The following is a 14,785-nucleotide window of genomic DNA, read 5'->3' as shown; positions in this document are numbered from 1 at the left end:
ACTATCTGTGTATAATTTTCTAGCCTGATCTTTGTGGTATCGTACTAAATTCGTGACCATGCTTGAACAACTGGATCTTTTTTCCTCTGTTGTGAGTGAGGAGAAAACAAAACCAACAGACTACAACAAACTGTTGAAAGAACGAAAACTGGTACCGCCTTCAATTATTGAAATTGAAGTTAGTGAACCTACTCCTGAGGCCATACTTCCAAAAGAAAATATTACTGCAGCTATCGTTGAAACAATTGTAGAGATTGAACCTGCTGTCGTGGAAAATAACGAAGTAGTCGAGTCAGTTGCTGATTCTTCTGAAGAAATAAAAGATGAAATTCCGGTTGCAGAAAATCTTCAAGCAATAGATCCGGTTTCCGATTCAACGGACGAAATAGCTGGTGAATCTTCAGAATCTAAAAATGTTGCGATTAAAAAAGCGCAGCGAGGTCGTAAATCGCAGAGAGAAATGAGTCTCGAAGCGGGAAGAATTGATGTGCCGGAAGACAGCGTTTTATATAGCAAGCAATACTATAGTATCGGTGAGGTAGCCATTATGTTTTCAGTGAATGCATCACTGCTTCGTTATTGGGAATCTGAGTTCGATATATTGAAACCGAGAAAAAATAAAAAAGGCGATCGTTTCTTCAGACCCGATGATATTAAAAATCTCCAGCTCATACACCATCTCCTCCGTGAAAGAAAATACACCATCGATGGCGCCCGCGATTTTCTGAAAAAAGGAAAAAAAGCAAATGAATACTTTGAAGCTATTACTAAACTGAAAGCAATAAAGGCGTTTCTGATGGAGATGAAAGCAGCACTTTGAGCAGTCGGGAGTCTGTAGTAAAAAACTTTAAGCCTTTAGTCAGAAGCCAAAACAAAAGTACCTGAATCACTGATTGAAGTTTTACCTGACAAAAAATAACAGTTCCGGAAACTACATTCCCAACAACTGATAGCATTTAAAACCGACTCCATCACAATCTGGGTCAGGCTGTTTCTCCTGCCTTCTTACTCCTGCCTCCCGTCTGTCTATCAGGCTTTCACAATTTTAATCTCCTTACCAGCGCCAGCGATTTCAATTTCGTGCTGATGAAGAAGACGAATAATTTCAAGATTCACTTTTTGTTTCAGCGCATTGAATTCAGCTTGCGCAATGGCCATGGTGAAATATTCGCAGGTTACAAGAAAAGCTTCAGGTAAAATATCTCCGAGAAAAACATTCTTTTGAATAATCAATGGTTGATCCAAAATTTTATCAATACCGATAAGCGCCATCTGCAACTGATCTGGTGGTGTGTTCAATGCGATTTCCAGTTTTAGCTCAACTCGTCGTTGTGTACGTTGACTCTGATTATCCACGACACTATCCACCATCTGTTTATTAGGTACAGTTACAAAAGTTTTATCGGTAGTTCTGATTCGCGTAGACCGAAGACCAATACGCTCGACCGTGCCTGTGATATTATTTACTTTCAAAGTATCTCCGGTAGAAAATGGTTTATCGAAAAAGATGATAAAAGAAGCAATCAGGTTCTCAAGACTTTCACGTGCTGCAAGTGCAACGGCCACACCTACTATACTTAATCCTGCAAGAATCTTCGTGATGTTCTGATCGAATGCAAAGCGGAGCATAAAAAGAAATGACAATATGACCAGCAAGGCCTTCAACAGGTCTTTGAAGAATAGTACCAGTTGATTATCGCTGATGCCCGGAGACAGATCAGCTTTCTTCTCTATCACGTGCGCCAGGTAATCAACCACTCTAAGTAACATTCTGAAAAATGCTATAATGAGTATCACGATACCAATACTCTCAACAATCGATCTGCTGTTTGTCTTCAGAAATTTGAAGTAAAGGACTTCCGGAAAATTCAAGCTGGAGAGGGCCAGAAACGAGATCAGTATAAAAAGAAAAATCTCAATCGGACGAAGAACCAGATCTGTAAATTCTTTCTGATCGATTTTACGACCGAAGCGACGCACCAAGAAAAGGAAAATCCCTGACACATATCGCCCGACATATTTTTTGAAAAGATATGCCAGGAGTATGATTCCCCCGACAATGAAATACTGCCCGACTGTATTGCTGAAAAATACCTGGTCAAAAAATTCCTTCATTTCTATACGGCCTTCTTACGTTTTTGAACCTTATTTCTGAATGTACAAACGCAATTCTCCGGGTGATAGTACATATATACCCAGGGGAGAAATCTGGATCGTATCCGCTGATGAAATGAAGGGAGGCAGATCGGTTTCCTTCAGCTGCAAAGTGCCCGTTTCATATACCAGTAACTTACCATCTTTCATCCCGAAAATAGTGCTGCCGACCACCTGTACATCGGTCCAGTTAAGTAAGGGAAGTTTATTTTTTAACGCGCCGTAGTAGTCAAAAATGAACATTCCTTTTGCAGGATCATAAAGCCACACAAAACGGTTCTGATCGAACATCCGTACGGGTATGATGGCTTCTCCGAATACAAGCCGGAGATCTGCGGTCTCACTGATCAGTTTACCTTCTTCATCAAGTCTTTTTAGCTTACTTTCCTGTTCATCGAAAACCCAGAAATTATTATCGTAAGCAAGGGCAACTGCTCTTACCTGGAAAATGCCCCTCTTTCTCAAGTCAATGATATTCACCACACTCATCAGCCTGTCAAGCGCCAGGATCGTTCTGAAGTCACGATAAAACAAAACGGTTTTCAGCGGGTTGGTGGCATCAATCGAATACAATTTTCCGTATTTCTTTACATCATTAAAAACCCCCATGGAGTCGCCTTTAGGGTTCAGTTTTTTTAGTTGATTCTGTACAGAAATCAAATAAAGATTTCCAAGATTATCGGCAGTAAATGAAACGAAATCGCCAACAACTTTACGGGATACACGAAAAGAAGAATCCTGTTGCGCATTGGCAACTGTAAATAGAAAGCATCCCGCAAATATGAAAATGATTTTCACTCTTTATAATATTTTAGCTCCAACAATTGTCCATCGAAAACTGCGTAACTGTCGTATTGAATCCAATCACCAAGATTGACATATCGACTCTTTTCAGTCACCTGAAAATCAATCGGCAGATGCCTGTGCCCAAAAATGAAATAATCATAGAAATCAGTTTTCAAAACTTCTTTCGAGTACTGAATTAACCATTCATTTTCCTCACCAAGAAAGCGATCATCTTTAACACCTGTCGCTGCACGACTTTTCACACTGGAACTTCTCGCAATACTCATTCCGATCACCGGTGGGAGTATTCCGAATAAAGTCTGACAAACCGGATTTCTGAAAATCTTTTTCAAAAATTTATATCCATGATCACCCGGACCTAGTCCATCGCCATGACCTACGAGAAACTTTTTCGAATTGAATTCATAAGATTGTGGTTCATGGAAGACAGGAATATTCATTTCCTGTTCAAAATATCCATTCATCCACATATCATGATTGCCTACAAAAAAATGAATTGGAATTCCAGCATCTGAAATTTCTGCCATTTTCCCAAGTATGCGTACAAATCCCTTGGGTACAACTTTTCTGTACTCGTACCAGAAATCAAATAGATCACCAACGATAAAGATCATCGCAGCATCAGCACTGGCCATATTGAGGAAGCGAACTATCTTTTTTTCCCGCGCAAGACTGGTCCCATGATCGGGAAGACCAAGGTGAAAATCAGAAAGGAAATAAACTTTTTTCCCTGGCGGAATATGCATAGACAAATATACTCAGTAGTTACTGTTCTAATCTATAGAGAATCAAACGACTATATGAAACTCAAATTGCTTTGATGCCGTATGTTTTATAGGCGGCTTCAATCTGATTTTCTTCTGATGTTGTATCCGGAAAAAGAAAGTAGCTTGGTGCCACAATCCTGTCTGCTTTGTTTACGGTGATTTCAATTATTGCTTTCACCGGAAATTTTTCAGAATAGATATCGGTTAGTTTTTTCAACATCGCAATAAACTCGTCATTGTTTTTCTTAACCAACCTTGCAACACCCATTAACTTGAATCCCTTCTGCACAAACACATCAACGAAGCTCACACAAACTTTCGGATTCTCTCTGATATTCCGAACGGTGTTTGGAGATGCGATGTGCGCGATGATCAGTTTATTTTCATCTAAGTAAGTAAACATTTCTTTTGGAGAGACATTGGGAATTCCCTTGCTGTCACATGTAGCCAGCCAACACAATACGCTTGATTCAATATATTCTTTTACTTCATCGTTGATCATGAAGTTGTGTTTATTGAAGATCTTCAATCAATATACAAAACACTTCTTTCGGACCATGAACGCCGACAACAAGTGTTTTTTCAATATCAGCTGTGCGGCTCGGACCTGTTGCAAAACTGATCAATGATGGCAAATCATTACCATATTTTTTTTGCAAGAACCGGATGGCATCTTTTATATCAAAGACCAGTTGAGAAGTATATGCGATGCAAATATGTACAGGTGAGTAAACACTGGCTGTTCTTCCTTCAGTAAGTGCAGCGCTTAACACCATTGATCCGGTTCTGGCGACCAGTGTTTCACAGGTTGTTATTGACGCATCAGACTCAGCGATCGATTTTTCAGAAAATGAATTGAATCCATTTTTTTCAAATATCGATTTTAAATTTTCTTCAACTGAATACACCTCTTTCCATTCTCTTTGTCTGATCAGTTCAACTATAGATCTCATACCTTCTGCTTCATCGGGGCAGTAGATGAATCTTCCTGTGAGTTTGGTAAACTGTTCTCCAAAGATCACCGCCAGATCATCTTTTGGTGCAGGAAAAGCATGTAACTCTCCGTCTGCTTCCGGAAAAGGCAAAGGCACCGACTGTTGCAGTGCCTTGCGTATTTTCTTTAAAATATTCTCTCTAGATTTCTGCGAATCCACTAGCTGTTATTTGGAACTGCAGGGTTCGGACCACTCAATTCGGAAGGTGTATTTACTTCTCCATTGCCACCCGGTGCAAGATTCAGATCATCATCAGCAAAAATTTTCTTTTCACCGAAAGGACGTTTGCCAATCAGATCTTCAACATCCTGTTGGTGCAATACTTCGCGATCGAGTAAAGCAAGCGCAATCTTCTCTACCTTATCTTTTTTCGAAAGAAGCAATTCCCTGGTTTTGTTGAATGCTTCATCTACCAGTTTTCTTACTTCATTATCGATGAGCTTACCTGTTTCTTCACTGTATGGTTTGGTAAACATGGTTTCCTGCTGAGGATCATAAAAACTCACATTACCCACTTTACTGTTCATACCATAAACAGTAACCATTGCATAAGAAAGTTTCGTTACCTGCTGCAAATCATTCTGTGCGCCGGTAGAAATCTTTCCGAAGAAAATGTCTTCACTTGCACGACCACCAAGCGTCATACACATCTGGTCCATCAACTGCTCTGTATCGTACAGGTATTGTTCTTTGGGAGTATACTGAGCATATCCAAGAGCAGCAACACCACGTGGAACAATAGTTACCTTCAATAACGGATAAGCATGCTCAAGATACCATCCGCATACTGCGTGACCGGCTTCGTGATATGCAATGATTTTTTTCTCTTCAGGTGAAATGATCTTGTTCTTTTTTTCCAAACCTCCGATCACACGATCAATCGCATCCTGGAAATCATCCATCTCCACCATGTTCTTTTCCTTACGGGCCGCGATCAGTGCTGCTTCGTTGCACACATTCGCAATGTCAGCTCCAGCAAAACCCGGAGTCTGTTCCGCAAGCTTATGGATATTCAGTTTATCGGAAGTCTTGATGGCTTTCAGATGTACATAGAATATAGCTTCTCTTCCTTTGAGATCCGGTTTGTCGATACTGATCTGGCGATCGAAACGACCCGGACGAAGAAGCGCGCTGTCTAGAACATCTGGCCGGTTGGTAGCAGCAAGAATGATAATTCCGCTATCACCACCAAAACCATCCATCTCAACGAGAAGCTGGTTCAATGTGTTCTCTCTTTCATCATTACTCACCATCATGTTCTTACCACGGGCACGGCCGATAGCATCAATTTCATCGATGAAAATAATACAAGGTGCTTTTTCGCGTGCTTGTTTGAACAAGTCGCGAACGCGGCTCGCACCCACACCTACGAACAATTCCACGAAATCGGAGCCAGACATAGAGAAAAAAGGTACCTGTGCTTCACCTGCCATTGCTTTAGCAAGGAGAGTTTTACCGGTGCCCGGAGGACCCACAAGCAATGCTCCTTTTGGAATCTTACCTCCAAGAGCAGTATATTTCTTCGGATTTTTCAGGAAATCCACGATTTCCATCACTTCCTGTTTGGCTTCATCGAGTCCGGCAACATCGGCGAAAGTGATATTGACTTTTGTGCCTTTATCAAAAAGCTGAGCTTTGGATTTACCAATATTGAAAATTCCCCCAGGACCGCCGCCGCCACCCGGGCCGCCCACCTTACGCATCATTAAAACAAACAGCAATGCGAACATCAATAGCGGGAAAAGGAAATTGATGATTGGCGAGAAAAATTCCGGATCAGTAATCGGATCAACAGCAACCGGAGTAATATTTGGATTATCCTGGAAGTATTTATTAAGAATCTGCTGATACTCGTCTACTTTAGAATACCTGAACTGGAAGTGCGGACCTTTTGAATTATATACATAATTCCATTTGTCGCCCAACAGGTCACGATACACCGGCTTTTCCAGGGCTTGCTTGTTAATGTATACCCTAACGAGATCCTTATTTTTTACAGGTTCAATTTTGACAACATCGTTCTGGGACAGCATATCCTGCCTGAACTTCAGCTCTGTAATATTTGTGGCATCAGGTGTAACGCCACGCAAAACCTGGTAACCGATCAGAAAAATGGCAACTAATGCATAAATCCAATAGATACTAAATCTTGGCCCTTTCTTTTGATTTTTTTCATCGCCGTTTCCCTGGTTCCGGTTCATTCCCGGGAACCTGGATGGATTCTTTTTATATTCTTCCTGTGACATTCTGATTCACGCTTGATTTACAATGTAATGATTAATTCTGTGTGTTTGTTCAGTGAACTCTTTTTTTAATAGGGGCTGGTTTCTCCTCCAGATCTTCAATTGCAGCATCACTCCACATTTCCTCCAGCTGATAAAATTTCCTTGTCTCAGATTGAAAAACGTGTACTACAACATTAACATAATCTACGAGTACCCACTGCAGCGCATTATGACCTTCATGATGAAATGCCGTCTCGCCGCATTCATTCTTTACCTCCACTTCCACATTATCCGCAATTGCCTTTACCTGTGTTGTAGAACTCGCCTCGCAGATAATAAAAAAATCTGCTACCGCTTCGGGGATTTTTCGAAGATCAAGGGACACGACATGTTCACCTTTTTTATCGAGAATGGCTTTGGTAATGACTTTCAGAATTTTGCTACTCCGGGTAAGGCGGCTACCGCTTTTTGCCCGGGTAGCCAATGCTGGTAATGATGTCAAATGGTTTCTGTTTAAATTTTCGATATTGAAAGTCGTAGTAAAGTTTTTATTTATCGGGTGTAGTAATCTCTTAATAGACGCCTGAATCGTCATTTTGCTTTAATTCAGGAATTATTCTTAATAAATTGCTCAAAAATAAGAATTTATTCCCGTACGGCGGCATGAACATCATTGGCAAACCTTTTATTGAACTACCCAGGGTCGACAGTACCAACATTTATGCCATGCAACAGGCCCATGCCCGATTGGCAACACCAGGAACGGTCTATTTTGCCCATGAGCAGACCTCCGGAAAAGGTCAACGCAATCGGAAATGGACTTCAGAGCCCGGCAAGAATCTGATGATGAGTGCGGTAATCAATGCTCCATTCTCTGATCCGGGTAAACAATTCCTTCTGAGTTGTGCTACCGCTCTGGCTTGTTATGATTTCTTCAAAATTTTTGCTGGTGACGAAACGGCCATCAAATGGCCTAATGATATTTATTGGCGTGACAGAAAGGCAGGGGGTATTTTGATTGAAAATATCATTAGAAACAGCCTTTGGGATATGGCTGTGATCGGTATCGGTATTAACATTAACCAGGCTTCTTTTGATCCGGAATTGCGAAACCCTGTTTCTCTTCTCCAGATCACAGGAAAAATTTTTAATACTGTTGAATTGGCCCATTCCCTATGTAGTGAACTATCAAACCGGGTGAATCAATTGAACATGGGAAATACTGATGAATTGAACGCCGAATACAACCAGATACTTTTTAAAAGGGGTCAACAAATAAAATTCAGAAAAGATGGACTGGTCATTAAAGGAATATTTGACCGGGTGGACAATGCAGGAAACCTCGTGCTCGTTGGCGAACGGGAAGAAATTATCCAGTTTGGAACTGCAGAATGGATTTTGAGTTAGCTAAGCAAAAAATTCAACATGGAAAATGTAAATAAAAGTATGGGCAGGTTACTCTTTTTGATTTGTGCGTTGCTTGGAGGAAATCCGGCCACTGCGCAATGTAATGTAGTGGAAAAAGTACTGCCGGATGGAACCATGTATTATCATGCGGAAACTTTACTATTCTATAAAACAAAGGATTTTCAGCTATCCGGAAATCTTGTAACCGATAAAGAACACTATTTTCTTAGTTTGAAACCCCTTCCATTTCCAGAAAAATCAAAAAATATAAAAATCAAATCTGACCTTGTCATAACCTTAACTAACAACACCGCGTATACGCTGAAGTTATTTGATACATATTATTATGATAAGGATTCTTCATTTGCTGCTGTATACATGTTCGATGCGAAGAATCTTCCGGACTTCAGAACTCACGAAGTAAAAGAAGTTAAACTGGACCTGGGAGAGGGATTTAATAATTACATATTTCGTTTGCATAAAGAAGCACTCCGCGAGCAACTTGATTGCTTTAAGAACACAAAGAATAAATTTTGAATGCAGTTTTACTCAAACGGGTTTACTGGACTTTCTAACAAGCGACTATCAATTATTTTTTCTTTGTTCCCCCGATTTCTCAAAGACTACTCGTGATCCAAAGGTTCATTTCTGTTAAACAATTTCTTTTTTATGTTGGGGAAAAAATTATTAATTGAAACATTTACCTGGAAGGCGTGATACATTTCATCGGTGCCATCGCGGGGCAGGTATTCATTAACGTAAGTAACTTCCAGCTGGATATCATCATTAAATGCATATCCGGCACCCGCCGTCAAGCGGTTGCGGTCGAAAAACTGAGTTCCCGAAATAAATGCGCCGGTTTTGAAATAAAGCTCATCTGATGCGATGGCATAGACGACACCTTTTCTGATTGCCTTGCCGTTGATAGGTTTTACAAATTTTATCTGTGTCCTGAAACGATATAAAGCCTCCCAGATATTTTCTTCGGTACGGAGCTTTCTGTCTTCAATTCTTAACCTGCCAAGGAGGGTATATCCAACTTTATGAAAGTAATATGTTGCCTGGTAAGCCATCCTTAATTCAGGTAAGCGCTTCTGGCTTAATTCCGGAACCGCACGATTATAATAATAGCTGAAAAATGCAGAAAATTTCCATCTTGACGTGGCGTAAAAGTGGATCCAGGAGCGCACATAGAGCTGGGAATTCACATAAAATGGATTGCTATTTTCAGGTGTACTACTCCATGTTTGTCCAAGATCCAGTTCGCCTACCCATTTGCCTTTAAAGGCCCGTGTAAAAGCAAATTCATTCCAGAACTGAGAATATGAATTCGTTTGTGCTGTGCCGTAAATGGACAATATCAGGAAAAAGACAACAATGCCAATTCCTGGGCATAATATCCGGGTTAATCTTTTAAGTCTCATCGAAGATCAGGTAACATATGCAAATTCAGGAATATCGGAAATTCTATTTGCCGAATAAATTCCAGTAATAATAATTTAGAAAAATTCACCAAGACTTAAGTATACTCCCATGTAATCTTTGCTCATTCCAAAATCCACTGCAATATTGGATCGGGAGATTTTATTGAATTTTATGCGAACTCCCGCGCCCCCGGCAGGATGCCAATAGGTGAAATGACCACCATAATATTCAGAAACAGCGTTAAGATTCGCGAACAACACAAATCCCCATAAACCGTTTTTAGTAATATCCCTTCTGTACTCAATTTCCCCATTGACCAGATGCCTGCTCTTATACCTGTTTTGCTGAAACCCGCGGCCGGATTTATTGGATGGATCCCAACCAATACTGGGAAGATCGAGGTATGGAGCATTACCACTTACTACCGACCAGTAATAAGCCCAGAGTGCAAGCAGATTTTGTCGTTTTTTTTCGAAAGGAATATATTTTCTTACATCAATATAAATTGATTGCCAATCTGTAGTACTTCCTAGTGATTTAATATTAAAACGATAATCAGCCTGGAAATAAAACCCATCCGACGGATTGATGGAGTTTTTTCTTGTATCAATCATTATGTTGAATTGCGGACCTGTCGAAACCGATTGCTTTTTGAGTTCATAATCGAAAATAGGGATGTCAGTAATATCGGTTGAGTCTCCGTCCAGTCTGACATTAAAATGATAGTCGACATTATAGCCAGCACCCAGGAAAAAGAAGCGTCCTACTTTCTTAAGAAGGCTGTGATTAAACCGCAGGTAATTATAATTCAATAATGCCTTATTTTCTTTGTCGTTTCTTCCCCCTAAACCCCAGGTGTATTGTGGATACACCATAAAGCGTGTGTCTCCTCTCCAGAATAAAAAATCATTCGGTAACCAGATCATGTTTCGGAATGGAAGCACAAACTTCCCATCAAAAGTGAACCAGGGTGTAAATGTGACTGCAGAAAGTGAAGTGGTACTCTGGTCTCCCAGGAAAAATGCAGCATTGAATGCAGTTACTATCGCCCGGCCACCTCCAGGCGCAGTGGCAGCAGAAGGAACAAATGAAAACTGGACCTTTCTATTCAAGCGGGTGGAATCAAATTTCTTTTTATCCAGGTTGAAGATATTCCTGAGAATATCGATAACGTCCTTCTGAGTTCGGAAGGTGATGCTGTCCCGCTCCTGGGCGTCTGTAGAAAAGGTCTGGACCAGGCATAAAATAAGAATGAAAAGAAGTTTATTCATTGCAGCTCCTTTCCGGATAGGATCATAGTTTATTTTTCATGAGCAGCACATTAGGCAGTCTCAGGATTTCAGCCATTTGGAAGACCCATATCCGTATGCCCTGAGACTTTTCGTTAAATCACTACTCGGAACATCTGGTTTGACGATGGTTTCAGTTTTGACAATTCTTACTTCACCGGAGTCAAACCGTGGGGCCTCAGGTACAAAAATTGTTGACCATCCCTGGGCATCCTCATCTACAAGGAAGGCGATAGTAAATGAATCTTCCTCTTTCACAAACACCGGTTTCATCGATCTTTTTGCATCGGCATGCAATATATCCGCCGCAACAGATTTCAATAAGGAATAGCCTGGAAGATATACCAGTACCTTTTCTTCAAGCTGCGAGACAATTCGTTGAAAAAAAGCCGCCCGGAAAATCAGCCCGGCAATAAAACAAAAAATAATTAAAATGATTACTCCCAGCAATGTCCTGCCCGATAAACCAAAAATAATATTTGCGGGCAATCGGTCATCGAATGGATCTGCTATTTTTCCAAGAAAATCAACAGCTTTTTTGAGAAGCACAATGATTAAAATCAAGGGTAGTAAAAACAGAATTCCACCAGTAAACGTATTTCTTAAAAACTGCAGGAAATATTTCATAAACACAGTTTTAGTTAATAATTTTTTTGTTCCAGGCCTGGAAACTGATTACGGTTTATCAGGTACCCGTTATCGTTATCAGCAATGTATCTGTACAGGAATATGAAAATAAATTGTCCAATTTCGCCGGGCTGCCGTTTTGAATTATTCAAATTATCTCAGCTACTATGGGCAATAATATAATGAAATCATCAGCCGGCTGTCGGTGGACGCCGGTTTAACTGATTTTACGGTGAAATTTTTACCAATAGAATCAGTTCTAAAAGATGATGTGGCGTTATAATAAGAGAAGGAAAATTGAAATAATGGATTTGACTCTATTGGGGCAGAAAAGCAGATCCAACAAATCCGTGAGAAAAGGAAGGTGTTAACACTAAGTAGAGATTACCAAAAAGGAAAAGAGGATCAGGGGGTTTACATGGATAGTGGTTTGGTAAGCCTTCGGTTTTTTAGAATATCAGATGTAACAATGATATTTCCGGTATTGGCTACTATGACATAGAAAGGTAGGATCAGGGGGTTTACATGGATAGTGGTTTGGTAAGCCTTCGGTTTTTTAGAATATCAGATGTAACAAGGTTATTTCAGGTATTGGCTACTATGGGATAGAAAGGTAGGATCAGGGGGTTTAAATGGATAGTGGTTTGGTAAGCGTTGGTTTTTTAAAATATCAGATGTAACAAAGGTTATTTCAGGTATTGGCTACTATGGAATAGAAAGGTAGGATCAGGGGGTTTAAATGGATAGTGGTTTGGTAAGCGTTGGTTTTTAGGAAATTGGATCTACGGGATCAATAGCTATTGGATATCTGAAAATAGGATTGGGAGTTTAAACGGGTATTGGTCGGTAGGTGTAGGTTATTAAAGGAATTGGAACTTAGATTGCAAATCAAAAATCAACGTCAGCAACGGACAAGCTCAGCTTCCCTTGCTTCGACTTCGAACCTGTTATTTTCGTACCCCTTCCGGAGACTCTCCATAACATATAAAAAAATGAACTTGAAATAACCGTATTTGATGAATTGCTCTACATGTTTGAGTTCATGGCGAACCCAGCGCTCATCATTAATCAACACTTCGGCACTGGCCTTATGCAGATGTATGGTAGTACCCAAAGTAAGTGCGACGTTGTCTACACCCAGTTTCCAGGCAGCCAGCTTAGCCAGCCAGGAATTTTCTTTTATGTTTACCTGCAGAGCCTCCATGGCTTTTCTAGGTCACAATGACTATGCCATAAATGAAAAAATTCCTCAAGGTGAGCCGATTTAGCCATAAAATTTACCTTTTTAGCCAAAATTGTAGAGAAACGCCCACAGCTTTTTTCAAAGCCTACCATTTCATCGCTTGCTTCTCTAACTATATGGAGGCCCGGCTTTTATATCTAATTAGAAAATTAGTTTATCATTGTTTATGCATAAATGGTGGATCGCTGTTTTTTTATTTCTGTACCCAGTTTCTAAGATTACAGCTCAGGACAGCACTCCTTCAAAAGATACAGTTGATGTTTTAACGATTCTGCGGCACATTTTCGGAAAACCTGAAAAGAAGAACCCGCCCCGTTTTGCTATTCTTCCCGCAGTGGGCTTTAATCCGACTTTCGGATTCACGGTAGGAGTTAATGTAACCGGCGTTTTTCATGCCATGCGAGATACAAACAATCGAACCAGCAGCGTTTTCTTCAATTCATTTTATTCCACCAAAAAAAATATCAATTTGCAATTGAGGCAGAATATTTTCTTTGGTAAAAACAAATATTACTGGCTTGGCAATACGCAAATTGCCCAATTGATCACGGAAACATTTAAACCCCTCAACGAAGATGATATTTACCCCGTTAAATACGGCGCACTGAAATTCAATCACCGGGTGTACCGCCAGATTGCAGGTCATTTTTATGGCGGCGCTGGTGTAGCTTTTGAACTTTATAGAAAAATTGATGATGAAAAACTCAATGTTCCGGAAAATCAATTAACCCCCCACTATAATTACAGTGTTACAAAAGGATTCGATACTTCGAAATATGCGACCAGTGGGTTCATGTTGGCTTTACTTTATCACACACAGGAGCATCCACTTCGCGCCTACTCCGGGTGGTTCATCGATTTATGGGTGAGGTTTAATACAACCTGGCTCGGCAGCGCAAAGAACCAATCTATGTTCTTTACGGACATCCGGAAATATATCAGTCTTTCGAATAGAAATCCCGAACACGTCCTTGCTTTCTGGAATCTCACTGCTTTAAATATTTCCGGGGACCTGCCTTTCCTGGCTCTCCCGGCAACAGGCCTTGATCTTTATAATCGTAGCGGAAGAGCATATGCTATGGGCCGGTTCAGGGGAAACGACTATTTCTACCTGGAATCTGAATACCGTTTTCCCATTACGAGACGAAAGCTCCTGAGTGGAGTAGCGTTTATCAACATGCAAACTGTAAGCCTTGAAGGTCAATATTCGCTTTTTGATCGCATTTCACCTTCCGCCGGAGCAGGACTTCGTTTACTTATTAATAAAAGGACCCGATCCAACCTCTGCTTTGATTACGGAATAGGACTTGACGGTAAAAGCGGTATATTTTTCGGGCTGAACGAAGTATTCTAATTTTTAACTGCCTGGATTCCGAGCTTTAGAATTTCTTCTGCATGCTGACGAACTTTGGGGCGGAGAAAGATTTTCCTGATGATGCCCTTCTCATCTATTATAAAGGTCCTCCTGTGTACTCCCATGAACTTGTGTCCAAACATCTGCTTTTCGCCCCAAACTCCATATTTTTTCATGATTTTCTTATCCGTATCTGCAATCATCGGAAAAGGAAGATGGAATTTGGATTGAAACTTTTTGTGGCTTTCTGAATCATCAGGACTCACGCCAATGACAATGAAATTGTGATCTTTCAATGTACCAAAATTATCACGCAGATTGCAAGCCTGTTCCGTACAGGTAGGGGTATCATTTTCGGGATAAAAATAGAGGATAACTTTTTTACCTCTGAGCTCTTTCAGATCAATTTCGTTTCCCAGGTGATCTGTTGAAACAAATAAGGGTGCCTTATCTCCGGGCTTTAGTGAAACCATGTTTTTGTAATTGAAAAGG

Annotated in this window: 16 protein-coding genes; 4 read left to right on the top strand and 12 right to left on the bottom strand. The window is 40.4% G+C overall.

What is annotated here, in order from left to right; translation table 11 throughout:
* The first annotated feature begins 58 nt into the window (after positions 1–58).
* The gene (locus P2W82_RS11860; protein WP_336516101.1) at positions 59–820 is read left to right on the top strand and encodes a MerR family transcriptional regulator; all 762 of its coding nucleotides are present in this window, start codon (positions 59–61) and stop codon (positions 818–820) included.
* 209 nt (positions 821–1,029) lie between these two features.
* Here P2W82_RS11860 and P2W82_RS11855 read toward each other — a convergent pair whose 3' ends face one another.
* The 7 genes from P2W82_RS11855 to rsfS all read right to left on the bottom strand — a co-directional run bounded on the left by P2W82_RS11855 (position 1,030) and on the right by rsfS (position 7,450).
* A complete protein-coding gene (locus P2W82_RS11855) occupies positions 1,030–2,115 on the bottom strand; it encodes a mechanosensitive ion channel family protein (RefSeq protein ID WP_336516100.1) in 1,086 nt (361 codons plus the stop codon).
* A 30-nt stretch (positions 2,116–2,145) separates the two neighbouring features.
* The gene (locus P2W82_RS11850; protein ID WP_336516099.1) at positions 2,146–2,952 is read right to left on the bottom strand and encodes a hypothetical protein; all 807 of its coding nucleotides are present in this window, start codon (positions 2,950–2,952) and stop codon (positions 2,146–2,148) included.
* Positions 2,949–3,707, bottom strand: a complete 759-nt coding sequence (locus P2W82_RS11845; RefSeq protein WP_336516098.1) for a UDP-2,3-diacylglucosamine diphosphatase — start codon at positions 3,705–3,707, stop codon at positions 2,949–2,951. Before P2W82_RS11845 ends, P2W82_RS11850 begins: the two co-directional genes overlap by 4 nt.
* A gap of 61 nt (positions 3,708–3,768) precedes the next feature.
* Positions 3,769–4,230, bottom strand: a complete 462-nt coding sequence (locus P2W82_RS11840; RefSeq protein ID WP_336516097.1) for a pyridoxamine 5'-phosphate oxidase family protein — start codon at positions 4,228–4,230, stop codon at positions 3,769–3,771.
* Positions 4,231–4,240: 10 nt separating this feature from the next.
* Positions 4,241–4,882, bottom strand: coding sequence for a LutC/YkgG family protein (locus P2W82_RS11835; protein ID WP_336516096.1), 642 nt, complete (start codon positions 4,880–4,882; stop codon positions 4,241–4,243).
* Positions 4,882–6,969, bottom strand: coding sequence for an ATP-dependent zinc metalloprotease FtsH (gene ftsH / locus P2W82_RS11830; RefSeq protein WP_336516095.1), 2,088 nt, complete (start codon positions 6,967–6,969; stop codon positions 4,882–4,884). The genes P2W82_RS11835 and ftsH overlap by 1 nt, the downstream gene beginning before the upstream one ends.
* 49 nt (positions 6,970–7,018) lie before the next feature.
* Positions 7,019–7,450 (bottom strand): ribosome silencing factor, encoded by a 432-nt coding sequence (gene rsfS / locus P2W82_RS11825; RefSeq protein WP_336516094.1) that lies wholly within the window; start codon positions 7,448–7,450, stop codon positions 7,019–7,021.
* 161 nt (positions 7,451–7,611) lie between these two features.
* Between rsfS and P2W82_RS11820 the strand changes: the two genes are divergently transcribed.
* Positions 7,612–8,355: a biotin--[acetyl-CoA-carboxylase] ligase gene (locus tag P2W82_RS11820; protein WP_336516093.1), complete on the top strand. Its 744-nt coding sequence runs from the start codon at positions 7,612–7,614 to the stop codon at positions 8,353–8,355.
* Positions 8,356–8,373: 18 nt separating this feature from the next.
* On the top strand, positions 8,374–8,892 hold the full coding sequence (locus P2W82_RS11815; protein ID WP_336516092.1) for a hypothetical protein: 519 nt from the start codon (positions 8,374–8,376) through the stop codon (positions 8,890–8,892).
* Positions 8,893–8,978: 86 nt separating this feature from the next.
* Here the strand turns inward: P2W82_RS11815 and P2W82_RS11810 are convergent, their stop codons facing one another.
* The 4 genes from P2W82_RS11810 to P2W82_RS11795 form a co-directional block, all read right to left on the bottom strand.
* Positions 8,979–9,779, bottom strand: a complete 801-nt coding sequence (locus P2W82_RS11810) for a DUF2490 domain-containing protein (protein WP_336516091.1) — start codon at positions 9,777–9,779, stop codon at positions 8,979–8,981.
* A 75-nt stretch (positions 9,780–9,854) separates the two neighbouring features.
* Positions 9,855–11,051 carry a BamA/TamA family outer membrane protein gene (locus P2W82_RS11805; RefSeq protein WP_336516090.1) on the bottom strand — a complete coding sequence of 399 codons (1,197 nt, stop codon included), beginning with the start codon at positions 11,049–11,051 and terminating at the stop codon, positions 9,855–9,857.
* A 60-nt stretch (positions 11,052–11,111) separates the two neighbouring features.
* Entirely contained in the window at positions 11,112–11,696 is a 585-nt protein-coding gene (locus tag P2W82_RS11800; RefSeq protein WP_336516089.1) for a DUF502 domain-containing protein, read from the bottom strand.
* Positions 11,697–12,597: 901 nt separating this feature from the next.
* Complete coding sequence (locus P2W82_RS11795) at positions 12,598–12,900, bottom strand: eCIS core domain-containing protein (protein WP_336516088.1); 303 nt, start codon at positions 12,898–12,900, stop codon at positions 12,598–12,600.
* Between the two features lie 205 nt (positions 12,901–13,105).
* Here P2W82_RS11795 and P2W82_RS11790 point away from each other — a divergent pair, with 205 nt between their 5' ends.
* Positions 13,106–14,293, top strand: coding sequence for a BamA/TamA family outer membrane protein (locus tag P2W82_RS11790; protein WP_336516087.1), 1,188 nt, complete (start codon positions 13,106–13,108; stop codon positions 14,291–14,293).
* Here P2W82_RS11790 and bcp read toward each other — a convergent pair.
* Positions 14,290–14,766: a thioredoxin-dependent thiol peroxidase gene (gene bcp, locus P2W82_RS11785; RefSeq protein ID WP_336516086.1), complete on the bottom strand. Its 477-nt coding sequence runs from the start codon at positions 14,764–14,766 to the stop codon at positions 14,290–14,292. The genes P2W82_RS11790 and bcp overlap by 4 nt on opposite strands.
* Positions 14,767–14,785: the final 19 nt, after the last annotated feature.

Origin of the sequence: Pollutibacter soli (genome assembly GCA_029269725.1) — a bacterium.
Classification (GTDB): Bacteria; Bacteroidota; Bacteroidia; order Chitinophagales; family Chitinophagaceae; genus Pollutibacter; species Pollutibacter soli.
The sequence above is the reverse complement of the archived record's forward strand: the minus strand, read 5'-3'. Positions and strand labels throughout refer to the sequence as shown.